20 protein-coding genes and 1 pseudogene are annotated in these 26,972 nt (G+C 43.6%); 8 read left to right on the forward strand and 13 right to left on the reverse strand.

The window, feature by feature from the left end:
• Nucleotides 1-6: 6 nt before the first annotated feature.
• Both H6F77_RS07390 and H6F77_RS07395 read right to left on the reverse strand, forming a co-directional pair.
• A complete protein-coding gene (locus tag H6F77_RS07390; protein ID WP_190486857.1) occupies nt 7-1,623 on the reverse strand; it encodes a peptide ligase PGM1-related protein in 1,617 nt (538 codons plus the stop codon).
• 197 nt (nt 1,624-1,820) lie between these two features.
• Nucleotides 1,821-7,283 (reverse strand): trifunctional serine/threonine-protein kinase/ATP-binding protein/sensor histidine kinase, encoded by a 5,463-nt coding sequence (locus H6F77_RS07395; protein ID WP_190486859.1) that lies wholly within the window; start codon nt 7,281-7,283, stop codon nt 1,821-1,823.
• 575 nt (nt 7,284-7,858) lie between these two features.
• On the opposite strand from H6F77_RS07395, the gene H6F77_RS07400 reads away from it, so the two are divergent.
• From H6F77_RS07400 to H6F77_RS07415, 4 genes are all read left to right on the forward strand, one after another.
• Complete coding sequence (locus H6F77_RS07400; protein WP_190486861.1) at nt 7,859-9,115, forward strand: ABC transporter substrate-binding protein; 1,257 nt, start codon at nt 7,859-7,861, stop codon at nt 9,113-9,115.
• 139 nt (nt 9,116-9,254) lie between these two features.
• A complete protein-coding gene (locus H6F77_RS07405) occupies nt 9,255-10,082 on the forward strand; it encodes an ABC transporter permease subunit (RefSeq protein ID WP_190486863.1) in 828 nt (275 codons plus the stop codon).
• A 76-nt stretch (nt 10,083-10,158) separates the two neighbouring features.
• The gene (locus H6F77_RS07410; protein WP_190486865.1) at nt 10,159-11,928 is read left to right on the forward strand and encodes an ATP-binding cassette domain-containing protein; all 1,770 of its coding nucleotides are present in this window, start codon (nt 10,159-10,161) and stop codon (nt 11,926-11,928) included.
• The gene (locus tag H6F77_RS07415; RefSeq protein ID WP_190486867.1) at nt 11,921-12,622 is read left to right on the forward strand and encodes an ABC transporter ATP-binding protein; all 702 of its coding nucleotides are present in this window, start codon (nt 11,921-11,923) and stop codon (nt 12,620-12,622) included. Before H6F77_RS07410 ends, H6F77_RS07415 begins: the two co-directional genes overlap by 8 nt.
• Before the next feature lie 34 nt (nt 12,623-12,656).
• Here H6F77_RS07415 and H6F77_RS07420 read toward each other — a convergent pair whose 3' ends face one another.
• Nucleotides 12,657-13,991 carry an aminopeptidase P N-terminal domain-containing protein gene (locus H6F77_RS07420; protein ID WP_190486869.1) on the reverse strand — a complete coding sequence of 445 codons (1,335 nt, stop codon included), beginning with the start codon at nt 13,989-13,991 and terminating at the stop codon, nt 12,657-12,659.
• 259 nt (nt 13,992-14,250) lie between these two features.
• Between H6F77_RS07420 and H6F77_RS07425 the strand changes: the two genes are divergently transcribed.
• Together H6F77_RS07425 and H6F77_RS07430 are read left to right on the forward strand one after the other, a co-directional pair.
• Nucleotides 14,251-14,793: a carboxymuconolactone decarboxylase family protein gene (locus H6F77_RS07425; RefSeq protein ID WP_190486870.1), complete on the forward strand. Its 543-nt coding sequence runs from the start codon at nt 14,251-14,253 to the stop codon at nt 14,791-14,793.
• A gap of 105 nt (nt 14,794-14,898) precedes the next feature.
• Nucleotides 14,899-16,206 carry an adenylate/guanylate cyclase domain-containing protein gene (locus H6F77_RS07430; protein WP_190486872.1) on the forward strand — a complete coding sequence of 436 codons (1,308 nt, stop codon included), beginning with the start codon at nt 14,899-14,901 and terminating at the stop codon, nt 16,204-16,206.
• 74 nt (nt 16,207-16,280) lie between these two features.
• Here the strand turns inward: H6F77_RS07430 and H6F77_RS07435 are convergent, their stop codons facing one another.
• The 9 genes and pseudogenes from H6F77_RS07435 to H6F77_RS07470 form a co-directional block, all read right to left on the reverse strand.
• Entirely contained in the window at nt 16,281-17,060 is a 780-nt protein-coding gene (locus tag H6F77_RS07435) for an MBL fold metallo-hydrolase (RefSeq protein WP_190486984.1), read from the reverse strand.
• Nucleotides 17,061-17,198: 138 nt separating this feature from the next.
• Nucleotides 17,199-17,786: an anthranilate synthase component II gene (locus H6F77_RS07440; protein ID WP_190486874.1), complete on the reverse strand. Its 588-nt coding sequence runs from the start codon at nt 17,784-17,786 to the stop codon at nt 17,199-17,201.
• A 62-nt stretch (nt 17,787-17,848) separates the two neighbouring features.
• Entirely contained in the window at nt 17,849-18,304 is a 456-nt protein-coding gene (locus tag H6F77_RS07445) for a diacylglycerol kinase family protein (protein WP_190486876.1), read from the reverse strand.
• Nucleotides 18,305-18,423: 119 nt separating this feature from the next.
• Nucleotides 18,424-18,954, reverse strand: coding sequence for an rRNA maturation RNase YbeY (ybeY, locus tag H6F77_RS07450; RefSeq protein ID WP_309228817.1), 531 nt, complete (start codon nt 18,952-18,954; stop codon nt 18,424-18,426).
• Between the two features lie 23 nt (nt 18,955-18,977).
• Nucleotides 18,978-19,172 (reverse strand): DUF3285 domain-containing protein, encoded by a 195-nt coding sequence (locus tag H6F77_RS07455; RefSeq protein WP_190486880.1) that lies wholly within the window; start codon nt 19,170-19,172, stop codon nt 18,978-18,980.
• 196 nt (nt 19,173-19,368) lie between these two features.
• A protein-coding gene (gene prfB / locus H6F77_RS07460) for a peptide chain release factor 2 (protein WP_199321215.1) occupies nt 19,369-20,479 on the reverse strand; the annotation gives its coding sequence in 2 pieces (ribosomal slippage) (nt 19,369-20,403 and nt 20,405-20,479; 1,110 coding nt in all).
• Between the two features lie 89 nt (nt 20,480-20,568).
• A pseudogene (gene prfB / locus H6F77_RS28830) lies at nt 20,569-20,769 on the reverse strand (peptide chain release factor 2); the annotation flags it as partial.
• Nucleotides 20,770-20,805: 36 nt separating this feature from the next.
• Nucleotides 20,806-20,973, reverse strand: coding sequence for a hypothetical protein (locus H6F77_RS07465; RefSeq protein ID WP_190486882.1), 168 nt, complete (start codon nt 20,971-20,973; stop codon nt 20,806-20,808).
• A gap of 153 nt (nt 20,974-21,126) precedes the next feature.
• Nucleotides 21,127-21,855, reverse strand: a complete 729-nt coding sequence (locus H6F77_RS07470) for a Bax inhibitor-1/YccA family protein (RefSeq protein WP_190486884.1) — start codon at nt 21,853-21,855, stop codon at nt 21,127-21,129.
• 305 nt (nt 21,856-22,160) lie between these two features.
• On the opposite strand from H6F77_RS07470, the gene H6F77_RS07475 reads away from it, so the two are divergent.
• Nucleotides 22,161-22,943 carry an RNA polymerase sigma factor SigF gene (locus H6F77_RS07475; RefSeq protein WP_190486886.1) on the forward strand — a complete coding sequence of 261 codons (783 nt, stop codon included), beginning with the start codon at nt 22,161-22,163 and terminating at the stop codon, nt 22,941-22,943.
• Nucleotides 22,944-23,972: 1,029 nt separating this feature from the next.
• Nucleotides 23,973-24,632: a hypothetical protein gene (locus H6F77_RS07480; RefSeq protein WP_190486889.1), complete on the forward strand. Its 660-nt coding sequence runs from the start codon at nt 23,973-23,975 to the stop codon at nt 24,630-24,632.
• A gap of 218 nt (nt 24,633-24,850) precedes the next feature.
• Here the strand turns inward: H6F77_RS07480 and bchD are convergent, their stop codons facing one another.
• Entirely contained in the window at nt 24,851-26,830 is a 1,980-nt protein-coding gene (bchD, locus tag H6F77_RS07485; RefSeq protein ID WP_190486891.1) for a magnesium chelatase ATPase subunit D, read from the reverse strand.
• Nucleotides 26,831-26,972: the final 142 nt, after the last annotated feature.

Consider the following 26,972-nt stretch of genomic DNA (forward strand, 5'->3'; position numbering starts at 1 on the left):
TTTATTTTATCCCGCAGCATTCCAAGCAATAGGAGTACTCGGCTGCGATAGTAAAACATTAGAATTTTTGAAGTTGGTTTTAGTTTCTTCATCTAGCACTTTAACAACTTTGTTATAAATTTCCTCTGCATGTTGCATAGAATCACCAATACTGGTTAATCCCAACTTGCCAAATTCTGAAAGGCAACCCATGAGATGAAAAACAGTGCCCGTCTCAGTGCTGGTGTCAAAGTGTAGGTGATGGTGAGCAATAATATCCATCAGATCGTTAGGAAGCAAACCGCGATATCTGTCTTTTTGCAAATTATCAGTGGCAATATAGTATTTGGCTCGTCCTTGCTGGCTGTAAAACAGACCAGTGGCGCGGTCGTAGCGACCGTTAGTTAGAAACTTGAGCGTCATAAAGGGGTGGGTGGTTCCGCCTTTACGCAAGTTAATTTCAATGGCTTGGATGTCCCATTGAGGGATACCGTCATTGTCGGGTAGGCGAACGGCGATAAAGTCTACACCAAATCGTTCTAACGCCCCTTTTTCTGCCAATTTCATGCCAACTTTTAAACCTAATTCTTGCAAGCGCAAGCGATAAGTTTCATCGGCTGGGAAGCGACAACCGAGATAAATTTGACCGTCCGGGCCACCCAAAATTTGGTCGTGGGTGGAGAGAATTTCCACCTGTCCATCTGGTGTAATGCGACCTTGAACGCTGGGAGATAGCTTCTCTTCTCCTTCAATAAATGCCTCAACAATAGCCCCTAACTCTGGGATGCGATTGCGGAAATTTTCCCAATGCTCGCATTTAGCTTGAAAGCGCAGAGATGGGAAGCGATCGCTCATTGCTGCTACTCGTTCTTGGTGGGATGCGTTTCCCGGAGCCATATTGGGAATTGGTCTTAAATCTAAAAGTGCATTTCCTTCGCCGGAAATACCTTCATTGAGTTTAACGACCATCCGCTGTAAAGTCGGCTGGCGTTCCCATAATTCGGCTGCGGCGATCGCCAGTTCTTGAGCATCCCAAGCGCTAGAACTACCATCGGGATGAGGAACGCCGCTTTCTGCAAAAATTTGCCGACTTCCGCTCTTAGTTCCCCAATTCTGCAAATTGGGATCGCAAGCAAACAAAGGTACGCCTAGCCGCACGGACAACTCACGCTCCCAAGAGCTAGAGTTGTAACAAATCATATAAGACTGTTCTAGGCGCAACGCTTGGCGAATGCGTTCCATTAAGCGGGGACGCTCTAAAATTTTTTGGGAAAGAGGTTTGAGAGATGAATCGTAAGTTGAAAGTAATAGCAGGCGATCGCGTGCGTGGGAAAAGGGAATTCCCGGTAGCAGTTGCAAATAGTAATCTATAACGCTGGGATGCAACGGCTGGGACGTTACATAAATTAGCCGCGTTTGCGGGTTTTGCAGGCGAATCAGCGAGAATAGCAGTCGTTCCTCATAGTGATGAACGCCTTGAATCTTCTGCATTTCTCGCTGATCGAGGCTGAGGGAGGGGATGACCAAAATATCGCCATTGCTGTTATCAAATAGTTCGGCTCTAGGAGAGCGATCGCGCAGTAACCCCTGAAGAAGGCTAAATTGATCCGCCTGTTCGTTTATATGTGAATCTATAGTTTGCATAATCGTAATTCCGCCATAATCCCCATTAAGGCGATCTTACTGCGCTCTAGCTATTAAACAAAATATGTCTTAAGTAACAATCAAATTATTTGCAGATTCACTCCTTATCACTCTTTAGCTATATTTAGGTGTTGCAGACGCTTAAATTATGTTTCTAGGGGTGCTGAATACCAAATGTTTTCCTGGCGCGATCGCTACTACAATGGCAACTCGATCGCAAACTCTGCTCCTACTCCCGGTGCAGAAATACAACTCAACTTACCCCCGTGTTTTTCCACTACAATCTGATGCGAGATAGACAGGCCTAATCCAGTACCAGAACCGACTGGTTTTGTAGTGAACAAGTGGTCAAACACTCGTTTTTGTATCGATTCCGACATTCCAGGGCCATTATCTTTAATCCGAATTACTACACTGCGATCGCCTGGTTTTATTTCAGTGCGGATCGAAATTTTATTGGGCGATCGCATTATTTCTTCAAAAGAACGCCCAATATTTGATTCTTCCAATGCATCAATCGCATTGGCAATAATATTCATAAATACCTGGTTAATTTGCCCTGGTAAACACTTTACCTCTGGTAGACACCCATATTCTTTAATAACTTCAATTGCCGGACGGCTGCCGTTTGCTTTGAGCCGATGTTTCAAAATTAGCAGAGTGCTATCAATGCCGTCATGGAGGTTGAATTGCACCTTGCTGGTAGTATCAGATCGTGAAAACGTGCGTAAGCTAGTGCTAATGTTACGGATGCGCTCGGTTCCACCTTTTAGGGAGCAAATGAGATGGGGCAGGTCTTCCTTCAAATATTCTAAATCTATTGTTTCTATTTCCTCCTCTATTTCAGAGCCAGGATTAGGAAATTTTTCCGCATAAAGGTTTAAAAGATTAATCATGTCGTTTACATATGCTTCAGCGTGGCTAATATTCCCCGTAATGAAGCCAACAGGGTTATTAATTTCGTGGGCAACACCAGCTATTAACTGACCCAAACTCGACATTTTTTCACTTTGAATTAGTTGTATCTGAGTCTGTTGGAGCGAGTGCAGAGACTGTTCTAACTGAGTTGCTTTTTGTTGTAGTTGCGCTTCGGAATGCTGCAATGCCTCGTTAGCACTTTGTAAATTATGGTAAAGCAAGGCATTTTCTAGAGAAATAGCAGCTTGAGAGGACAGCAACTTTAGAACCTGCAACCTATCTTCTGTAAATACTCCCGTACTCAAGTTATTTTCTAAGTAAAGGATTGCTTGGCGTTTGCCTTTATAGATGATTGGGGAACACAGGATAGATTTTGGCTCAAATTTATTTATATAAGGGTCGTGCTTAAATAATGGTTCTTTTAATGCATTTTTAAGCACTAGATTTGATTGAGTTATTTCAACGTAGTTTATGATTGTTACTGGTAGCAAGCAGCTATCTTCTATGGGAATAGATTGTAAGACAGCAACATCATCACGATTTATTGACCCTATAGCTTCGATTACTAGCTTGCCTGCTTTTTCCATAATCAAGCAGCCTTTTTGCGCCCCAGCATTTTCAAGGATGACTTTCATCAGCGACTCAAGCAACTTATCAAGAAGAATTTCTTCAGAAAGAGCAAGGGAAGCTTTCATCACCGTTGTTAAGTCCAGCACGCTGGATTCGCCTGTGGTAGTCGGGCTAGTTGTATGAGTGGATTTTATAGATATTGTTTCTATTGTATTGAACGCATTCAAGTAGTCGGGAATATCCTGTTTAGAAGTTTTGTGGAGGTACTGAGGATATTGTTTTTCTAAGTCTTGAGCTTTGGCGATCGCTCCCCAACGGATATAAGCATAGTAGGCATCAGTCATATATACTTGACCAATCTTTTCTCTACTTATAGATAAATAAAATTTGGCTGCTAGTTCATTTCCTAAACCTTCTTCTTGGATATATCCAGCCTTGCTCGCTCCGCTTATTGCGCGGTCGTAAAGCACCTGAGCTTTATGATTTTGACCCAAAATTCTACTCTTTTCTGCTTCCACTAAGTCATACTTATGTTGAAAGTTCATTGGGGCATTGTTAGACCATTTCGCCATTTTCTCCTGATTAGACTGTACTTTCTCCAAATAGTGCTTTTTGGTTTCTACATCGGCATCATCATAGTGAGCTAAAAGCGCCAAAGAATAATAAAAGTTATGCTCAGGCACATAAATTAGTCCCGTGCCGCCTTGTTCGTATTTTTCTCCTAACTTAGCCGCTTCAACTGCCCCTTTGTATTCTTGGAACAAATACATGAGCATAGTTTTACAACAATAGAGGGAGAAAACCAGAAGAGCAGAGTTTTCTTTTTCCCAAATCGGCAAAACTTCTAATTCATTAAAACTTTCTCCTACTAACTGGCATGGATCTTCTGATTGACCCAACAGATTTAAAACCCTCTGTCTCCATATTTTGAACCAAGAAATATGAAGCTCTAGTTTGAGCTTTTCCGTCATTTCTATATATTGCGCCAGCTTTAGATTAAGAGATTCTAGCGGTTCCCCAATAAAAAATAGGTGGTTTCCATGATGGACAGCATTATAAAAGGCATATTCTAAATCCCCAGCTTCAATTCCGCTTTGCACCGATTCACGCAAAGGTTCAATAGTGTCTTTAACATGGTCTTTCCAGTATCTTACAAACGAGTTAAATAGATTTATTGCTTTAACTTTAAGTTCAGGAACATTAAATTGCTCCCATACCTTTACAGTTAGTTGCCCAAATCGATATCCTGAGTCTAAATCGTCATAAACTCCGCATAACAAAACCCCATAATACCCATAGCCAGGAATAGCTTGGGGCGAATTTCCATATTGAATAGAACGCTTGACCATTGTGCAAGCAATTAGTTGCAACAATAGAGGGTCGGCCTGATAAGCTGGAGCTAACGTACTCATAAGAATTCGCATTGTTGCCAGTTGATAAGGGTCGGTCATTACTGGTAAGTTAGCTAGATCTTCGATTCGTTTGACACTCCAACTTAACTCGTTTTTCAAATTAGTAGCGCAAATATTTATTTCCTCTTCTTCTGTAGGTATAGATATACCTAGCATTTTAAGAACTGACCTAGCCGTTGATATTGCTTCGCGCGGCTGGTTTTGAGCTACATAAAACAGGATTTGTAGCTCATAAACTTTGACCCCATCTAGGATATCTTTGGCGTATCGCAATACTTCTTCAGATAGTTGCTTGGCCTTTTCAAAATTAATGTTTAAGTATTCTGCTTCTACTGCTGCCACATAGAGTTGTAGTGTTAATTCATAATTATCAGTCCAGCTATCAGCCGCAAGTAGATCCAGACCACTATTCAAATATCTGACAGCGGGTTCATAAGCTGTCGCTAACTTTGCTTTCCTACCTGCTATTAAATTTAGAGAAGCCAGGTTATTTTTTTCTGACTTATTTGCTAGCAATTCACTGCCGATATTTAGTTGATTGACCAAATCGAATATATTTTCTTCTAAATCAACAGATTTAGTGTTTTTTAGTAAAAGCTGACCAATCTTTAGGTGAGTAGCTTTTTTATCGGCTTCTGGGATAAGAGAATAAGCTGCTTGCTGTACCCGATCGTGTAAAAATTTATAGGAAACTGTCAGTTGTCCATTGCTAGTTGGCCGTTGTTCTTCTAGCGACCACCCATCTTGGATTGTATCTGCATGAAAGAACTTGTAAATGTCAGAGCAAGGTAAGATTAAGCCTGATTGCAATGCTCTCCACAAATCAGCAGCGGTTTCAGTAGGAGATTTTTCATAAACAATCGATAATGTTTCCAAGTCGAATTTATGACCAATACAAGCAGCAAGTTTTAATACCCCTTGTGCATGAATTGGCAATTTTTGCAATTGAGCAGCCATGAACTCGACTACATTATCAGAAACTGCTAAGGCTTTTACTTTGGCAAGATCGCACTGCCAATAGCCGCGATCGCAGTCATAAGATAACAGCTCGTCATTATACAGAGACGTTAAAAACTGAGTCGCAAAAAATGGATTGCCTTCTGTCTTCTGAAACACCAGTTCAGAAAGTAGCTTTGATTGTTCTTGCGGACAGCTTAGGGCATCAGCTATTAAGCTATTTACATCGCTTTGACCTAAAGAATGCAAAACAATTTTATTGACTGTAGCGCCCGTTTTTTTAATTTCATCTAAAGTCAGCATCGTTGGATGAACTGGACTGACTTCGTTATCTCGATAAGCGCCAATAAAAAATAAGTATTTTGTATCGGGGTCAGTCATAAGTAGCTGAATCAACTTCAGGGAAGCTGAATCAGCCCATTGCAAGTCATCCAGGAATAAAACCAACGGATGTTCAGCTTGAGTAAACACCCGGATAAAGTTTTGAAATACTAAATTAAATCTATTTTGCGATTCGGTTGGTCCCAGTTCCTGCACCGGAGGCTGTTGACCAACGATTTTTTCAACTTCAGGAATAACATCGATAATTACCTGACCATTACTGCCTAATGCTGTGGTAAGTTTCTTGTGCCAAATAGCAATATCAACTTTAGTTTCTGTCAATAATTGCTGTATTAAGTCGCGGAATGCCTGGACAAGAGACGCGAAGGGAATATTTCGTTTAAATTGGTCAAATTTGCCGGAAATAAAATATCCGCGCTGTCTTACAATCGGTTTATGAACTTCATGGACTAAGGCTGATTTCCCGATGCCAGAGTAACCAGCTACTAACATCATTTCCGTGCTACCCAGGCTTACCCTCTCAAAAGCCGCCATCAAGGTATCAATTTCTGCTTGCCTTCCATATAACTTTTCAGGTATGTGGAATTTCTCAGAAATATCCCGCCTTCCCAGAACAAATCTTTCAATCTTCCCCTTATTTTCTAGCTGACTCAGGCAAGTTTCTAAGTCGGCTTTTAAACCTCTGGCACTCTGATATCTTTCTTCAGCAGTTTTAGCCATTAATTTCATTACAATATCCGAAACCACACTAGGAATTGCGGAATTTACAAATCTTGGTGGCATCGGCTGAAGAGCAATGTGACAGTGGACTAATTCCATCGGATCGCTGGTAGTAAATGGCAGCTGACCTGTTAACATTTCATAGAATGTTACTCCTAAAGAGTAGAAATCGCTGCGATAATCAATGCCCCGATTCATTCTCCCAGTCTGTTCGGGTGATATGTAAGCTAAAGAGCCTTCAAGTCGGTTTGGGTTAATTATGCTGGCTTGTTCTTTAGGTAGTAGAGAAGAAATGCTAAAATCAGTAATTTTTACCTCAAAAGTTTGGGGATTAATTAGGATGTTGTGTGGTTTTATATCTTTATGAATAATGCGATTTAAAACCAGTCCTTCTAAAGCTTCCGCTATCTGAATGGCTAGTTTCAAAAACTCAGTTAAGGTTAGTTTATAAAAGGTAATATAATCTTTTAAAGATTTGCCGCCAAAGTCTTCTAATACTAGCGCAAACCCATTGTGATAGTTTTCCAAGCTCAAGGGTTTGATAATACCAGATAAATTTAAATTCTTGGCAATTGTATATTGATTCCTCAAACGGATAAGTTCGCTGAGTGTAGGATAGGCAGTATTTAGAAGTTTAATAACAACTGGTGTTTCATCCGAGTCGCGATGACCGCGATAGACTACTGTCTTGGCACTTTCATGAATTTTGTCCTCTAGAATATATCCGGCAAGTGGTTGCATAGTGCTTCTTTATACCTAAATATTAATGGCGATCGCGCCCTAAAATTTCATCGTAATTCAAATTATTTCAAAGACCAACAATTTTGTTACATTTGTTACATATCTTCAGATAGATTAATATATAGCTATTAGTAAATGAGTTGGGGCGATACTAAAAAAACAGCAAGCGCTCCCTACCTGTCCGGTAATATAGTTTTTCATGTACTTAAGCCGTACTATTACTGAGCTAGAGGGTAATCAACATCTAGCGCTATTTAAGTAATAACACTTAAAATAAATGTATAAACGCTAAAAATAGTTAGTAAAAATATACATAAACAATAGCAGCTACAATAAATATTCTTTTCCAATTTACTCTTGCTATTTTTATCAAATTAATCCCACAAACTTAAGTTTACCTGCCGCCAAAAAGAGTTGTATTACGAAATGTATGAGTAAAGTGGCACTTAAGTTAATTCATGTTAAACATACTTATTCATTTTAGATTTGATTGGTTAAGTTTATGTAGATGTAGAGCTTATCTACCTACATAGCGGCGTTGGTATTAGTTAGATAAGCGTTAAGACAAAAGCACTATGGAAAGAAAACTTAATCGGCGTAAATTTATCCTGTATGGCTCCGCTGCTTTTGGCACTAGCTTGTTGGCGAAAGGTTGTGCAAAGACTTCTTCTAGCAGCAACGACCGCAAGCCGATTATAGTCGGCGGACTCCATGATGAAACGGGGGCGATCGCACTATACGGCGTGCAGATGGTTTCTGCGGCTAAAATGGCGATCGCGGAAATCAATGCTGCCGGGGGTCTGCTAGGTCGCCAAGTAGAATTTAAGCAATACGACACCCAATCCGACATCCAGAAATATACGCAACTTGCCCAACAACTCATCCTGGGGGATAAAGTTGATGTGCTGGTTGGTGGCATCACCAGCGCTTCTCGCGAGGCAATTCGTCCTATTGTTGACAAGTACAAGAAACTCTATTTCTACAATACCCAGTATGAGGGGGGAGTGTGCGACAAATACGTTTTTTGTACCGGGGTGACTCCCTCATCCCAGTCGAAGTTATTAATAGACTACGCCGCTAAAAAACTTAAAGCAAAAAGAATCTACACTATCGCCGCTGACTATAATTTTGGCCGAATTACAGCCGATTGGGGAAAGCTTTATGCCAATAAAAATAATATGCAAGTGGTGAGCGAAGAATTTATACCCCTTGATGTTTCTGATTTCAGCACCACAATCGGCAAAATCCAGCAAGCCAAGCCAGACGTAATTTATTCTGTTTTAGTTGGTAGCAACCATGAGGGCTTTTTTGGTCAGTGGGCAGCAGCAGGGTTGCAGAACAAAATACCCTATTTGTCCCCAACTTTTGTGCAGCCTTACGACCAGGATGGCAGCAAAAGGCCTGAAAAAGCAGGCTACATTTCAGCTCATTCTTATTACATTAACGAGCCAAGGGAAGCTAACAAAAACTTTGTTAGTAAGTTTCACCAGCAATATGGCGATCGCAAATATATCAATTTTTTTGGAGCAGATACTTATACGGGTGTAATGCTCTGGGCTGAGGCTGTTAAAAAAGCTGGCACGACTGAAAATGAGGCAGTAATTAAGGCACTAGAAGACGGATTAATCTACGATCGCGGCCCTTTGGGTTCTAAGAGTTTTGATAAAACCCACCATGTCAATCACACAATTTATATCCTCAAATCTAATGCAGAGCAGGGGTTTAACTTGGTAGATGGCCCTTATAATAATCTCAGGGCTGTTGACGATCAGGGGCAATGCGATTTGAAGGCTAAGGCTAATACTTCTAAGCAGTTTGTGCCTAAATTTTAATGAAAAATTTAATGCCTTTAAAAGCAAAAAAATTATGGCCGTGTAATGTGGAAGTTTTACCTGTTATGTTGGTCTGTCTGCCTAGTTTATTAATAGGTGAGCAACTTTGGAACAAATTACCCTACTTTTCATAAACGCTTTGACAAGTATTTCACTGTTGCTAATTGTATCTTTAGGTATTGCAGTTACAGTAGGAATGATGGGCGTTATAAATTTAGCTCACGGAGAGTTAGTAACGATCGGCGCTTATACGGTCGTGGTACTAACTCAGGCAAAAGTTCCCTTAGTTATAGCAATGCTAGCCGCGCCCATTGTGTCAGGAATTTTTGGATTAATAATTGAGCGTTTAATTATTCGCAGGCTGTACGGAAGGGTAATTGATACGCTTCTGGCAACTGCGGGATTAAGTATGTTTCTAATTCAAGTTACCAGATTGATGTTCGGGTCAGATAGCCGCAGCGTACAGATGCCTTTGGGTAGTGTAACGATTGGGAATACAGCGATCGCATCCTACCGATTATTAACGATTGTAGTGGCGATCGCTCTAAGCGTTTTCACTTACTTAATCTTCACCCGCACCCGCTACGGATTGGAAGCAAGAGCAGCAATTAGTAACCCTAGTATGGCGGCGGCAGTAGGTATCAACGCCTCACAAGTTAATATGTGGACTTTTGCCTTTGGTTCGGCGCTGGCGGGGATTGCGGGAGCAATGCTAGCCCCTTTCACAGCAGTTACGCCCTCAATGTCTGGCTTATTTATGGCGCGGGCGTTTATGACTTCTTTAGTAGGTGGCCCTGCAATTATATTGGGGACAGCCACTTCAGCGGGAGTTCTTGGCTTAGTCGAGAGTGTCGTTGCTTTTGCAACTACGACTGTATTTGGCCAGGTGGCGTTGTTGGCTTTTTCAGTTTTGCTGCTGCGTGTTTTTCCTAAAGGAATTTCGGGTAATTGGGGAAGGTCGCTTTAATTGTGATTTTAGATTAAGGTCTAAATGCCACAGATGTTTAATCGCCCATAATTATTTATTAAATGCATTTCACTTTATGGCTAAAACTATTTATTTAAATACTTTATTGCAATTTTCTCCAGGTTTGATTTTGCTGGCAGCTCTTTTGCTGCTACCAATAGTCGCCGATCCCTTTACTATCGTCAATTCAACTTATTGGCTGATTTGCGGATTGCTTGCCCTCAGCCTAAGCTTTGTTTGGGGCATCGGGGGAATTTTTAGTTTTGGGCAGACTATTTTTTTTGGGCTGGCTGGTTATACCTACGGTATAGTTAGCCTAAATATTCAGGGAATTGGTGGGACAATTTTAGGTTTACTCGTTGGGATAATAATAGCAGCTTTAGCCGCTACAATTATGGGTTATTTCATGTTTTACGGTCGGGTTGCTAGCTTATACGTTGCTATTATTACTCTCGCTACTACCTTGATATTTTACAACCTATTTGTCAGTACTTCGGGCGCTCAATACCAAATAGGTGAAGCAGCGTTGGGAGGGTTTAATGGTATGCAAAGAGTGCCAACTTTGCTGGATTTAGATATTACCTTCACCTATTGGCTAGTTACCGCTATTTCCGTAGTGGCTTTCGCATTGCTTGTGTCGCTGCGGCGCACTCGTTTTGGTCGGGTATTTAATGCAGTACGAGTGAACGAAGAACGCACGGAGTTGCTAGGTTATGATGTGCGCGGGTTAAAACTTACAGGGTTTGTAATTGGGGGAGCGATCGCGGCTTTAGCAGGAGTCTTGCATACCTCTTGGGGAAACACTATTAACCCAACAGTTTTTAACTTAGATCAAGCGACTCTAGTGGCAATTTGGGTAATGGTGGGAGGACGAACTAAACTTTGGGGTGCTTTTCTGGGTGCAGCACTCATCCAGTCTTTTTCCAACTTTTTGGGTACAACAGCCCAGTACGCAACCCCGTTAATTTTGGGTGCAACCTTAATCGCGCTCGTGCTTTTCCTACCCGAAGGAATTGCGCCCGCGATTGAAAAACTATGGCAGCAAGTTTTCCCTATAAATTGCCAGGTTGACTTACCTTTGTCTACGCCCATCTCTCTAGTAGATACACCGCTGGAAATTAATAAATCCTACGAAATTCTCATAGCTAAAAATCTTAAGCGTAAATTTGGTAATTTTTGGGCAGTTGATGGCGTAGATCTTGAGTTTAAAACAGGACAACCTTACTGCATAATTGGCCCTAATGGAGCGGGTAAATCAACCTTTTTCAACTTGCTCACAGGTCGCCTGAGAGCAACTGGTGGACAGGTGATTTATGATGGCGAGGATGTCACCGCGTTAATGCCTTTTGAGCGTGCTAGGCGGGGAATCAGTATCAAGCTGCAAATTCCTAATATTTACAATGAGTTAAGCGTATATGAAAACCTCTGGCTGGCAGCAGCTATTCGCTACCCTAATTTAGTAGAAAAACACGCCAAAATGGCTCAAATTGTGGACGAAATTGGGCTGCGCGATCGCCTCAATACTCGCGCAGGCGAACTTTCACATGGCGAAAAACAATGGCTAGAAATTGGCATGGCGGCGGTGACAGACCCCAGGCTAATATTGCTAGATGAGCCAACGGGCGGTATGAGTCGCGGGGAAACCCTAAAAACAGTTGAACTTGTCAATAAATTGGCTAATAATTCTACAGTAATTGTAGTTGAACACGATATGGAATTTGTTCGCCAACTTGGTGCGTTTACTACGGTATTTGCTCAAGGTAAAGTATTAGCAACGGGAACGATAGAAAACATCCAGCAAGATGAGCGCGTAATTGAAGTTTATCTGGGAAAAGCTCATGTTTAGCGTTGATAATCTTTCCTCGGGTTACGGTTCAACTCAAGTTCTCAGGGGAGTTAATTTAAATGTGGCGGATGGTTCTATTGTTGCGGTTTTGGGCCGTAATGGGGTTGGCAAAACAACGCTATTAAAGACCATTATCGGATTAGTACCTATAACTACAGGGAAAATTAGTATTAGCAACGTTGACCTCACCCATTTGCCAGCGCATCAAAGGGTGCGTCGTGGAATTAGTTATGTCCCCCAAGGTCGAGAAATTTTTGCTTCGCTATCTGTGCGCGAGAATATTATTTCTGGTCAGTATGGGAGAAAAAAATCTGATAACACCAGCATGGAGTGGCTGCTTGATATTTTCCCGATGCTGAAACCAAAGCTGAATGAAAGAGGCGATCGCTTATCTGGTGGTCAACAGCAGCAACTAGCGATCGCACGCGCTTTAGCATCCCGTCCCAAAATTTTACTACTTGATGAACCTTCTGATGGCATTCAGCCATCCATCGTGCTTGAAATTACTCATAAACTTAAGGAAATCAATATTTTATTTGGAACGACCATAATCCTAGTGGAACAAAATTTAGAGGTTGTTCAGTCTCTAGCACAGCAAGTTTATATCATGGTCAAAGGCGAGATTATTGACAGCATCGCCACAGATAAACTCACCTTTGATAGCCCTATTCTACGCGAACACTTAGGCGTTTGACTGCGCTTATTAGCATCAAGGACTGGTGATTTTTTTAGCGTTCTATTGCTGCAACTTCCTTGGGTACAGCATCAGTTAATACCTCATGTCCTTCTGCGGTAACTAATACATCATCCTCAATCCGAATTCCAATTCCGCGCCATTTTTCATCTACCTCTGGTTGTCCTTCGGCTGGTTTGATATTCTGTGCGATATAAATTCCAGGTTCTACTGTTAGCACATGTCCAGGTTGTAAACTTTGCCAGACTTCTTCACCGTGCTTATAAACCCCAGCATCATGCACGTCTAACCCTAGCCAATGTCCGGTGCTGTGCATATAAAAAGGTTTGTACTTCTCCTCTTTGATAATTTCGTCAATATTACCAGCTAGGAGTCCTAAATCAATTAAACCTTGAACCAAAACGCGCACTGCTGTATCGTGAATTAGATTATAAGGATTGCCAGGTTTAACTTGCGCGATCGCTTGTAGTTGCGCCTCTAAAACCAACTCGTATATCGCCTTTTGTTCTGGCGTAAATTTGCCGCCTACTGGAAATGTGCGAGTAATGTCAGCGTTGTAGTAATCGTATGCACAACCCGCATCAATTAACAGCAACTCGTTATCCAGCATCTGCCGATTATTCTCGATGTAGTGCAGCACGCAGGCATTAGCGCCAGATGCCACAATTGAGGGATAAGCTGGCCCCATTCCGCCCCGCAGGCGAAATATGTGTTCGAGTTCGGCTTGAATTTCGTATTCGTAACGCCCTGGTTGCGTAAATTCACGGACGTGGTTGTGCGCTTCAACCGAGATTTCTGCCGCTTTTCGCATTAACTCCAACTCAGCGGGACTTTTCACCAGTCGCATCGCATGAACGATGGGGTTTGTGTCTTCAATAGCAATTGGCCCATACCCCCGTTTGGGATAACCCGCCATTAAGTTTTGCCAGTGTTTGAGGATCTTGTCATTGAAAGGGCGATCGCGTCCTAAATGGTAATAAATTCGCTCCGCTTTTTCCAAATATAGCGGTAAGTTCTTATCTAGTTCGCTAATCGGATACGCTTCATCAGCCCCATATCGTTCCTTCGCCCCTTCCACTCCAACTCGGTATCCCGTCCACGTTTCCTTCACCGGATCTTTCGGCTGGACGAACAAAATGAATCGGTGTTTATCGTGATGCGGTGCTAAAACTGCTACTGCTTCTGGTTCGTTAAACCCCGTCAAGTAGTAAAAATCGCTATCTTGTCGAAAAACGTACTCGACATCGTTGTGCATCACAGCCATTGGCGCACTGCGAAATATAGCAGTTCCTCTGCCAATCTTAGCCATCAACTGTTCGCGGCGTGAAACGTAGCTATCCCTTAGTGACTCGCGGTATTCTGCTTGCATGCTCCCCTAGCTTTGTTTTCTTAACATCTTTACAAACCACTTTTTACCTTGTTAAAACTATATACCTCCTAGTTTTAACAAGGTTAGTGTTTAGAATTAATTCTATATTCATCTGTCTTGCGAAAGATTTTAAAGTTATCGGTAAAATAAATTTTATTGCTTATTAATTAGGTTAAATAATATACTTTTTAAGCATTTTTGCTGAAGCAAACCAAAAATTTATTAAAGAAGATAGTAGAAGTCAAGACAAAAAGCAACAATGGCTCACTTTCCCATACTGGAATACGATAGCGTCACCGATGCAAAGGTGAAAGCAGTTTACGAGGAAATTATGGCAGAACTGGGGTTTGGCATCATCCCCAATTTGTTTAAATCGATGGCTACAAACCCAGACGTACTGGAAGCCAACTGGAAAAAGTTCCGCGCTACAATCTTACAAGGGGATGTGCCTCGCACGCTCAAGGAAATGGTTGGTGTTGCCATCTCGCAAGCTAACAACAGTCCCTATGCCCTAAACGTTCACCTGCATGGATTATCAGCCTTGGGGATGAGCGAGGAAGTTCTCAAGACGTTAGTCTCAGACTTTGTTGCTTGCCCGCTACCCGAACGAGAAAAAGCTGTCATTAGCTTTGGTTTAAGGGCTGGTACAAAGCCCCATGAGTTGACGGCTGCGGATTACCAACAACTAAAGGATTTGGGGCTGGATGAGTCAGAAATTTTTGAGATTATAGCAACAGCAGATTTATTCGCCAGCGTCAATCGATATACAGATGCGATCGCCCTCGAAATTGACTCCTTATAAAATGCTGTGATTTTCTTCAGGGTGCAACTCGTTGGCTTGTTCCGAATGATGCGTTCATTCGTCGCCCTTCCAGACAATGATTTTACTTAATGGGCAACACTCCGCATGAACACTTTACCTCGGGCTATTAATGGCAATGGGCTGGATAATCTCGATCGCGAACAACTGTTGCTGACAGCCCGCCGCCTGCTTGCAGAAGCCCAAGCACTTTCTTCGCGCATCGCCGCCGTCAATGAAATTGCCACAGTAATTAACCGTTCTCTGAACTTAGATGAAATTTTGCGAGTAGTGGGCAAACAAGCTAAATGGTTGTTAGATTTTGAACACCTTAGCGTCTATCTTTGCAAGAATGATTCCTGTCGCTTCATTCAACTTTTTGGCCCTCGTGTAGACTTTGATGAATCCGCGATCGCAGATAGCAGTCCTGTGAATAAAGCCATCAAAACCAATCAATCACAACTGATCCGCGAAGGTTCTGCAAACGATTTTCTCAAGCCTTATGCCTCGCAGATTATCATCCCATTGGGAAGCGATCGCCAAGTTATGGGTACGATCAATTTTGCCACAACACTACGGTCGGTTTACACTCTAGAAGACGTGCGTATCGGCTATTTACTGGCTGTGCAAGTATCAGCAGCTATCCGCAACGCTAATTGTTTTGAAGAGTTAAATCTCCTGTATGCCCAAATAAATTCCGAAAAACGCAATTCTGAGCACCTGCTCTTAAACGTACTTCCAGCCAATATTGCCGATGAATTGAAGCGTACTGGCAAAGTCAAACCAGTTCATTATGAATCAGCTTCTGTTATATTTACGGACTTCAAAAACTTTACTAAATTATCCGAATATTTAACACCCCAAGAGCTAGTAGATGAACTAGATTATTGTTTTTCTTCCTTCGATATGATTATCGATGCACACAATTTGGAGAAATTGAAAACAATTGGGGACAGTTATATGTGTGTTGGGGGGATTCCTACTCCTAACCAAACCCATGCAATTGATGCCATCCTAGCCGCCCTACAAATTCAAGCTTTTATGCAATGGCGCAAGCTAGAGAAGCAGCAGAACAATCAACCCTACTGGGAAATCCGCATTGGCATCCACTCAGGGCCATTACTAGCGGGTACAATTGGCCATAAGAAGTTTGCTTACGATGTTTGGGGCGATACTGTTAACATTGCATCTCGAATGGAATCATCGGGTCTTCCTGGATGCATAAATATTTCCCAAGCAACTTATGAGTTAGCAAAGGATTTCTTTGAGTGTGAATATCGTGGGAAGATTAATGCCAAAAATAAAGGTGAAGTCGATATGTATCTTGTCACCGGGATTAAAGAAGGATTGTCATTAACTTCAAGGCGTTTGATACCAAATGATGAGTTTAATAACCTGTATTTGGCAATCACATAGATGCTAGGGAATGGTGGTTGTGGAATTCAATGACCCCATACCCGATACCCCATTCCCAATTACCAACCCCGATCTTAAAACTTGTAACTCAAAACTGCGATCGCGCTTCCATTACCAGCAATATCGGCTGGCTTAATACTTATCGTGTCACTAGCGACGCGACGCACGTTCATTCCATTCGCCAATCCTAGAAACTCATCTAACGAGGCAAGATCGCAGCTATTGGCATCAGCAGCCTGCGTGCGGTAATGCGTAGGAATCACCAGTTTTGGGTTAAGAGCTTGCACAGCCTGCATCGCTTCTTCAGCCTTGTAGGCTTTAGGTCCACCCCCGACAGGAACCAGCACCACATCGGGGCGCCCCATTAAGATTTTTTGTTCGACCTCAATCGGCGCAGCAGCTCCGCCTAAGTGGAGAATATTGATTCCCCCTTGGGTCCAGCGCCAAGCAACATTAGTTCCAAATCTGCGCCCGCCCTCGCGATCGTGGTTTAAACTAATTCCTTGGAGTTGCAGACCCTCCACCTTATACGCGCCCGGTTCGTAAAGGAACTTCGGCTCACCAGGCAGATCTTCAATAGCTCCTTCATCTAGCATCTGGCTGCTGATTAGCACAACATCTGACGCCACTTTGGGCGATCGATACCCAGCCGTGCAGCCCAGCTTGCGGAACGGATTTACCAGGACTTTAAGACCACTCCCGCTAAAAAGAAAGCAGGTATGGCCCAGCCATTGCACTGAAAGCGAACCACTGGGCGTTGCAGCTTGGTAACTCCTGAATCCAGAAGTCAAGCCTGTTCCCATAGCTGCAAGCAAGCCTGCCCCAGCATAGCGCATCAACTCTCGCCGTTTCATCATCCGTTGTTCGTTGTTCCTTGTCTGTAGCTGTTTAGCTTTGGTAGATTTTTGGCGATCGCATTCACGAAAGAGCGATCGCACCAACACTACCACCTCACGCTCGTTAGTTGTCAATTGGTAAATGACCAACGACCGCTAAAGCGACTCCAGAAAGTTCCTGAGCAGTTGCTTGCCTGAAGTCGTAAGAATGCTCTCTGGGTGGAATTGGACGCCTTGAATGTGCGGATAGTTCCGGTGTCGGACGCCCATGATAGTTCCATCATCAACCCACGCGGTAATTTCCAGGATATCTGGACAAGTTTGCCGCTCGATAGCCAGACTATGATAGCGGGTAGCGGTGAAAGGATTTTCTAATCCCTGGAAAACGCCGACCCCCATGTGATGGATTTCAGAGGTTTTGCCATGCATCAAAGTTGGGGCAGAAACAACTTTACCGCCGAACACCTGACCGATGCCTTGATGTCCCAAACAAACTCCTAGAATAGGAATGCTAGAACCGAGGTTTTCGATCAATTCTTGGGAAACACCAGCATCTTCTGGGCGTCCGGGGCCAGGAGAAATGACAATTCCATCTGGTTGCAGCTTGCGGATTTCTTCTAAAGAAATTTGGTCGTTGCGGTAAACCCGAATATCACCCAACGAGGGGAATTCATAGCTTAGTTCGCCTAGATATTGCACTAGGTTGTAGGTAAAGCTGTCGTAGTTATCAATAACAATAATCAAAGGCCATCGCTCCTTCTAAGGATGGTGGGCAATACCGGGCTACTCAAAAACTTAAGAAGCTGCTAACGCACAGCAGATTGAATTAAAGCTAACAAGGGGGGGAGTAGCAGCGAACCAGCTACCAACACAGACGCGATCGCGCTAACTAAAACCGCACCTGCTGCACAATCCTTAGCAATTTTAGCAAGCTCGTGGTATGAATTTTTAACCGTTAAGTCAACTACAGACTCAAGCGCCGTATTTAATAATTCCATACCCATAACTAGGGCGATAGTTAGCCCAATAACCGTCATTTCCACACGCGATAAATGCAAAAACACGCCTAGCGCGATCGCACCCGTTCCTATTACAACGTCGATGCGAAAGTTGCGTTGAGTTATAAAAGCATAGCTTAGTCCAGCCCAAGCGTATTTAAAACTTGTGACTAAGTTAGGAGCAATATTCCACGCTAATTCACGGTTTGGCTTTTGGGGCATTACAGAGCAATTAGAAGTCGGCTTTGAAAGTTCTTGAGTCATGGCAGGATTTTTTGCGTGCCTCTAAAAAATTAACCTTTCATCCAGTTTAAGTAAATAAAACTTTAGTCTGGATAGGTCGCAATTGAATCAAACTAATCGTACAACCCCAGCTAAAGGCTTTATGCTAACTTTGTATCCACACCGACGATATTAAGCAACCTTTCTTGCTCGTTGAGCATTTGAGTCAGGCTGTCGTCATCGGGGTGATCCCAGCCGAGTAGATGTAGCAGTCCATGAGCAGCTAACCATGCTAGCTCTGTTTTTAACGTATGCCCCTGTTGTTGAGCCTGTCGGTTAGCTGTATCAACAGAAATTACAATATCACCCAGATACAAAGGCTCGCACTCGCTTAAATCAGCGGGTTGAGGACAGTCTACCTCTAAGGCTGCAAATGCCAATACATCTGTGGGTTTATTTTGGTGACGGTACTGTGAATTCAGGGCTTGAATTTCCGCATCGTCGGTGAGACGCAGGCTGAGTTCGTAGTTTGTCGTTACTGGTTGAGTATCTGAGTGCAGATTTTGCAGCCAATGATGGAACCATATTTCCCATGTTTCAGCGGAAATGGGGGGTTCTAACGCTTCAGCACCAGCCAACGGTGATATATGGCTGCTGTAAAAACAATCTTGGACGCTAATTTCAACTTGGATGGTCATGCCTTGCTGTTCTATAGTTAATGAGTCAAGTAGGCAAGACCTACGAGAACAGCCAGTAAGCCGATGGTTGTAAGAGCAAAGTGTTTTAAGGAAGTGCCTCCTTTGCGTACCATATTACGCATCGCTAGTTTGACGTAACTGGGTTCTTGGCTTTCGCTGGAAGCATTAGTTGGTGCCTGGGGCGATTGAGGGGCTGAGGAAGGACTGCTCATAAGAGTAGGTGGTGTGAGTCAAAAAGTTGGTGAGGAACTATTCATCCAACAATGTAACAGTTTGTTCACAAATTAGGCTAAATTACGCAACTCGCAGGTAGAAACTGGAAACCCGCTTTCTCGCGAGAAAACGGGTTTCTAGGGGTTGGATTTTTTAAGGCGCACTGCCTACCGAACGTACTAACTTTTACCAGAATTAGGCTAACTGATTTTCTTGGCGAAGGTAGGCTTCAATGAATGAGTCAATTTCGCCATTCATCACATCAGCGATCGCAGTCGTTTCCACAGCAGTACGCAAATCTTTTACCATCTGGTAGGGGTGGAAAACGTAGTTGCGGATCTGGTTGCCCCAAGCTGCTTCCACTATATCGCCTCGAATTTGGGCAATTTCCTGGGCGCGTTGCTCTTGGGCAATAATTAGCAACTTGGCTTTAAGGATAGCAAGGGCTTTTTCTTTGTTTTGTAGCTGACTTCGCTCTTGGGTACAGCGCACAGCAATCCCAGTGGGAATATGAACGATCCGCACCGCTGTTTCCACCTTGTTGACATTCTGGCCCCCCTTGCCCCCAGAACGAGTGGTGCTGATATCTAAATCCTTTTCTGGAATGTCCAGCTTTACCGAGTTATCTATCAGCGGCATAACTTCGACGCCAGCAAAGCTAGTTTGTCGCTTATCGTTGGCGTTAAAGGGGGAAATTCGCACGAGTCGGTGCGTCCCTTTCTCTGCCTTCAGGTAGCCATAAGCATAACGCCCGTCAATTTCCAAGGTGGCAGACTTAATTCCTGCTTCCTCACCCTCAGAAATTTCCGCCATCGTTACTTTATAGCCCTGATTTTCCGCCCAACGAGTGTACATCCGCACCAACATTTCCGCCCAGTCTTGGGCATCCGTGCCGCCCGCACCAGCATTAATTGTTAAGACGGCGCCTTTTTGGTCATATGTACCGGATAGCAGCTGTTCCAGCTCCCATCGATCGAGTTGGTGGTTAAGCTGGGTAAGGTTAGTTTGGGCTTCTTGCAGCAGTGCCTCATCTGTTTCTAATTCCAGCAGTTCCATTACAGCCTTGGCGTCTTCGAGGCTGGTTTTCCATTGGTGGAATTGCTCTAGGTGGGATTTAAGGTCGTTAAGTTCTTGGAGCGTTTTTTGGGCTGTATTTTGGTCGTCCCAGAATGTTGGTTGAGCCGCTACCTGCTCTAGGTCTTGAATTTTAGCAGTCAGAGCGGGTACGTCAAAGATAGTCCTGGGTTTTACCCAGGCGCTGAGACAACGTTTCGACGGCGCGTTTGATGTCTGTTATGTCAATCATGGTTCTTAGCGTGATTTAGAGAGCGATCGCTTTTATTGCTTTGTTGTCGATCTTAGCTGGAGTCTCCCTCGCAGTGCAGAAACTCTAGTTTAGACTAATGGTTTGTTGTTCTGCTTCGCATAGGCGTTAATGAACTGGTCGATTTCGCCTTTGAAAACTTCCGCGATCGCAGTTGTTTCTACTCCTGTACGCAGATCCTTCACTTTTTGGTAAGGAACAAAGACATATTCGCGGATTGTTTTGCTATAGGCAGCTTCAATTTTATCGCGCTGTATTTCGGCAATTGCTCGAACGCCTAGAAAGAGTGGCAGATTCTTCTAAGTATCTTAGACACCAGCCGCAGGATTACTGGTTAGATATACGGGGTTTTGTTCGTAAGCGGGAGACAACAGTTCTTGTCTTTCCCAATGCTCTATTTCTTGGTTGAGGTGGATAATGTTGGTTTGGGCTTCTTGCAACAGTTCAGCGTCGGCTTGAAATTCTAGCAGTCCCAAAGCAGCTAGAGTATCTACGAAGAGCGATCGCCACTTGCAATGTTGCAGCCTCTTCTAGTTAGCAACGTCCAATACCAAGAAAAAACCCCGCACCTCACGGTTAACGGGGTTTTCTATTAACTTAGACTTTGCCCCCTCGGAGCAGAAGCGCCATTAGTCGCGGCTATTGATAGCAATCAGCAAGCGCAAAATGAAGATAAACAAATTGATGTAAGTCAGGTACATCGACAGCGCTGCTGGCAGATATTCGTCATCGCGGTAGGTGCGGGGCAAGATATAGAAATCCACCACAGCAGCACCAGCGAACAGAAAAACCCCTATTCCAGAAATCCCAATTTCTAGCCATGTGGGTGTATATACGCCAAAGAACGAAAATCCCACCTGAGCTAGTACGACTACAAACAGGGCAATTATACCCAGCTGTACAGTCTTACTCAAAGCCATACCGTCAGACTCGGAGAGGTTCGAGCCAATCTGTCTGGCGACAATAAAGGTAATGCCACAACTTAGGGCAGCAATACCAATGCCTGCCATACCAACGCCCTGTGTCCTCAAAGCAAGGAACACCAAGCCGCTGAGAGTATAGCCCGACAGCAGGCTGTAGGTAGCAAGGAGAGGCAGGGCGACGCTCTTGTTACCGTTTCGGGCAACGCCAGAGGCGACAAAGAAGAGACCAATCTCGACAACCAACGCAACCCAGAAGGTTGTCATAAATAGCCCTGGATTGGAACGGAGAACGCCCAGCCCTCCATAAGTACCCAGTGCAGTTAAAACAAGCCCGCCGCCTACATAGGGGAGAGCGTTGGCAATAACATTGGGGCCTACAAGCGCGTGATTTTTAGCCTCGCGCATCGCTTGACGAAAGTTGCTGGTATTGCTCATAGGGATATTTCAAAACACTTAAGTAATGGACGGGAACTGGTAATTACTTCTATTGTGACTGAGATTTTTTGAGATTCGGCGTTGTTATAAAACCTACTTATAGGTTTTCTGTCCTCAAACTGCCTCTCAGCTTGCTGTAAATAGGTATTTTGCGTATTTATGCGTAGTTTGCCAGCACCCACTGCGGGGATTTCCGTAAAACGACGATGGTGGCTTGCCTTGTATATGCAGACAATGAATTCAGATTGGATTGATAAAGTTAATCAATTTAAACTGATTTATTTTCACTGCTGGGGCTTCTTGATATGGCAACTCAGTTTTTTTGTTCGAGGGGTATGGAACTTTTGGTTGCTTACTACCGCAATCCATCTATAAAAGTTCGCAATCAGCTAGTTCAGTTGAATGCTGGGTTGGTAAGAACAATGGCTCATAGAGCCAGCCAGCAGTGTGCTGAACCTTATGAAGATTTGGAGCAGATAGGCTATCTTGGTTTGATTCGAGCTGTTGAGCGGTTTAACCCTCATCAAGGCTGTGCTTTCAGCTCTTTTGCGGTTCCCTATATTCGCGGCGAAATTTTGCATTATTTGCGCGACAAAGGCAGTGTGGTAAAGATCCCGCGCCGCTGGCAGGAACTGCAAAAGGAAGGCAAAAAAGTTCGTAAAGAGTTGACAGAAAAACTCGGACGTTCCCCTAAAGATGCTGAGATTGCCCAAGCACTCCGCGTATCTGTTCAAGAGTGGCGCGAAAGCAAGACGGCGACTGAGAACCGTCTGCCCGTGAGTTTAGATGCGGCTGTAGGACAACAGGTTGATTTACCTATAACTTTGGCAGATACGCTACCAGATCAGCGCGAACTAGCGCTACAGCATTTAGAAGAAGATCGGCAACAGCTCGAAGGCGCTCTTAACTTGTTGGAAGAGAAGACGCAGGCTGCAATTGAGTTGGTGTTGTTGCGGGAGTTATCGCGTAAGGAAGCCGCCAAGCGAATTGGTGTTAGTCCGATGACGGTGACGCGCCATCTTAACCGAGGAATCGATCAGCTCGTGTTGCTGTTGCAGCCTCAAGCTACAGAGCGGCTGGCTAGCTAAACCATTACAATTTACAACGAAAATTTAAAAGGAAGCTTTTTGCCTTTTGGCTTCTGTTTCGCTTAAAGTTGTCGGGGATAGCAGCTTTTTTCACAGCCGTTAGGCTTAACTTGTGAAAATTAACTATGGTAATGCTGCTATTGTCGTATATCCGGCATTTCCCCGCCTTTGCACTATTTATTTAATGGTTGATGGCATTTCGGACGTTTAACCCTTGAAGCTGCCTAGTTTGTAGCAGGAACTTAGCGCGTGCAGGATTTTATAGCTTGTCCTAGCTACTAAACATAAATTACTTAAAGGGGGAGCGATCGCTCTTTTTAATTTTTTCCTTCAGATACCGGACTTCTCTAAGAAGTCCGGTATCTCGCTACTGCGAATTATTTATGAGTGGGCTTCATAGGCGCGATCGCCCCTTGCCCGCAGCGCCCTACTAAGCCAAAGCGATTTTTTCAGCCAATAGTAATATCCATAATCCCAAACCATATCATCGTTAACAGTTATTTTTGATACAAAATGGCAAAAATAATTATTTTTTTCAGGTTTTAATAATCCGATTGTTTACATATTTCTAAGCGTCCCCCTTATTCCACTTATATCGCTTGGCAGATGAAAACCTTCTACTTCCTAGCGACTGTAAGAATAGCGCCTGGAATCTAGAGAAATAAATGACTTTTACAATAAGCGCAATTGCTATTTATGATACAAAATTACCTACAAAAAGGAAGTAGAGAGATAATAAAATCACAACTAGGGAACTTTACATAAATCTCTGCCTCGATATAAAAAAGCGAGCGCTTACAAGAACATTTTTTAAGAAATGTGCGAATTCATACTGATTTATTAACTAATTTCAATAATACAAGTACATTACCACTGAAGGCAGAGCTTATAAAAATTATCCTTATTTCTGAGGGCAGATTATAAACTAGGAATTATTGAGCAAATATTGAATGTGTTAAGTCTGGCTTCCGGACGAAACTTTAGATAAGCGAAACACTTAACAAATCTAATTTTTTACCAACACTTCAAATGAGCTTCTTTAACTTGCAGACACCGATTTTTCGCAGAAAAGAAATAACTCAAGATGTGCAAAATTCTCCAGGCATATTGAGGATACACTTGCATATTGGAAAACTTACAATTTTTTCAACTTTCTATACAAGGCTGGATCAAGCTTGTATTTTGTGGGGTTTGATATCAGCAGCGATCTTTATAACTGCCCAATTTCTGCCTATTAGTTGGATAGATCAAGCAGTCTGGTGGTCAACGCTGACTATTGTTGGTACGATTTGCATGGTTAATCTCACTTGGTTTCGGGTAAGGCTGGAAAAACTCCATTCTGTACTATATTGCTGGATAACTATGATGCTTGCAGGTCTGGCGATCACAGATTTGAGCATTTTCCTGGGATGGGGGGAAGTTTTGATGCGCCTGTGTCCGATGTGGTTGGGATTGGTGGCGTTTTGTTATTTGTGGACTGGGGTGGAAATGCGATCGCGCACCTTTTTCCTGACTGGGATAATCCACTTGCTAGCTATATTAATTTTGCCTTTAGTGGAGAGTTGGCAGTTTTTAACGACGGGGATTGTGATGGGACTGAGCGTAGTGTTGCTGGCGGAGTTCCGCTGGGATATGCAACATAAAATAGATTGGGATTTGTTGACTCCAGAACAGAAACTGTATATCTAAGATGACGCGATCGCTTTTGGATGATGCTAATTCCCCAAATACAAAGAAAAGAGGAGAGCGACTATCGCTCTCCTCTTTTGTTACTACCAACAATAAGTTCTATTACCTCAGATGACTAGCGGGATTTCATGTCTGCGATCGCACCTTAATTTCTTGAAACCCGCCCAGGTGGGGTTTGTGTATCTAGGCGCGATTAAAATCGCCGGAATATGTTGATGTTACCGGGATTTCATATCTGCGATCGCACCTTTCGTCATAGCAGCGAGCGTCTTATCATTGGCTTTGGGTAAGTGATAATATTTCCCTCCAGCATTCTTAGCCAATTCTTTGGCAAAACCAGTGGAAACAAACTTATTCTCCGTATCAATTACTAACAACTGAATTCCCAAAGCGCGAACCCTAGCAGCAATCTCCAAAAGTTCTTTCTTAATATCCGGCTTCTCCCCTTCCTGCATCGGTTCACCCAAAGAACGAGCGAGGGGAATATTACCCCTTCCATCGGTAATCGCCACAATCACAACTTGACCGATATCTCCGCTCATCTGAGCATTAGTTCCCACGCGCACGGCTTGAGTTAAACCATGCGCTAAAGGCGAACCACCCCCGCATGGCATTCTCTCCAAACGCCGTCTCGCTAATGCAATCGAACGAGTCGGAGGTAATAAAACTTCTGCTTGTTCTCCCCGGAAAGGAATCAGCGCCACTTGATCGCGGCTTTCATAAGCTTCTGTTAGTAATTGCAAGACGGCACCCTTAGCAGATTGCATTCGGTTAAGCGCCATCGAGCCAGAAGCATCAACTACAAAAATTACTAAAGAACCAGCTTTGCGTACTAAGCGCTTGCCGCGAATATCTCCCTGTTCTACTATTACTTTGCGGTTGGGTTGACGCGCTCGCCTTGCTTTTTGATAAGGTGAAGCTGCTCTCAAAGTAGCATCAACTGCAATCCTTCGCACTGGCCCTTTGGGTAACATCGGTTTGATGTAGCGTCCCCTATCTTCCGAGAAGATTTTACTGCGACTTCCAGACTTACCCCGTCGCTGCGCCATCTGAGCAAAATAAAGTACGCTGGGGTCGAGAATTACTCCTTCTGGATCGAAGACAAATTCTTCGGGAACATTTGGCTGATCCTGTTGCGGTTCTTCTGGCTTTTCCTCCTCATCTTGTTCATCCTGCTCATCTTGTTCTTGCTGAGATTCATCTTGTGGCGGTGGCGGTGGTGGCGGTGGTGGTGGTGGCGTTTCTTCGGGTGGAGTTTGCACGATTGTGGCGCGAGGAACTATTACTAATTCGACAGCACGCCGCAAATCTTCTGCGGTTACTTCCGTGCGTCCTTCTAGCGCTGCTGCTGCTTTGGCAACTCGCAAGGCAAATAATTCGGCTCGATGTCCTTGCACTCCGCCTCGAATTGCTTCATTCACCAAATATTCGATTTGCTCGTGGGTGATGCGGACATCTTTCAGCCATTCCCGTGCTAACACGATTTGGGTTTTGAGGTCGTCGATGTCTTCGGTGTATTGAGTGAGAAAATCTTGGGCAGATTTGGCGTATGCGATCGCTTGATCTACTGCTTCGACTCGTTGATCTAATCCCAGGACGGCATCAGCGCTAAGAGTAATTGCAATTCTGTCTAGCAAATGTTCTCTAATATCGCCTTCTTCCGGATTATAGGTAGATATCAACAAAGGCTTGCAAGGGTGTTCAAAACTAATCCCTTCTCGCTCAATTAAATTGCGTCCTTCGGATAATACGCTTAGCAGTTGGTTGGCAATTTGGTCGTCGAGTAGATTAATTTCATCGACATACAAAACGCCTCGATTTGCAGTTGCAAGCAAGCCTGGTTGAAATACGGTGTCTCCCTGTTTTACAGATTGCTCGACATCAACTGAACCCAGCAATCTATCTTCTGTTATTCCCAGAGGAATTTGTACAAAAGGTGCTGGGATAACTTCGGTTTCCGATCCATCGTTGGGGTCGGCGTTGCAGAAAGAGCCTTTTACGACTTCAATGGGTGGTAAAAGTGCGTGTATGGCGCGTGCCATAACGGATTTGGCCGTCCCGCGACGACCAGCGATCGCAACTCCCCCCAGTCCCGGATCGACTGCTGCCAAAAGCAGCGCTAGTTTGATTGCCTCTTGTCCCACAACAGCTGTGAGGGGAAAAGCAGTAATTGTAGAAGTGGTAGTAGGCGCAGGCATCGGTTTAATCTTCGCTAGTCCAGGTTTTTAGCATATCAACTTTGCCCTCCGTTCTAAAGGTTATGGTTGGGTTTTTTTATTGCCTGTGCGATCGCCTCCTCTGCTGGGAATACTAAAATTAGCTGCCTAAACTGAGCGATGG

The organism is Microcoleus sp. FACHB-831 (genome assembly GCF_014695585.1).
Lineage (GTDB): Bacteria > Cyanobacteriota > Cyanobacteriia > Cyanobacteriales > FACHB-T130 > FACHB-831.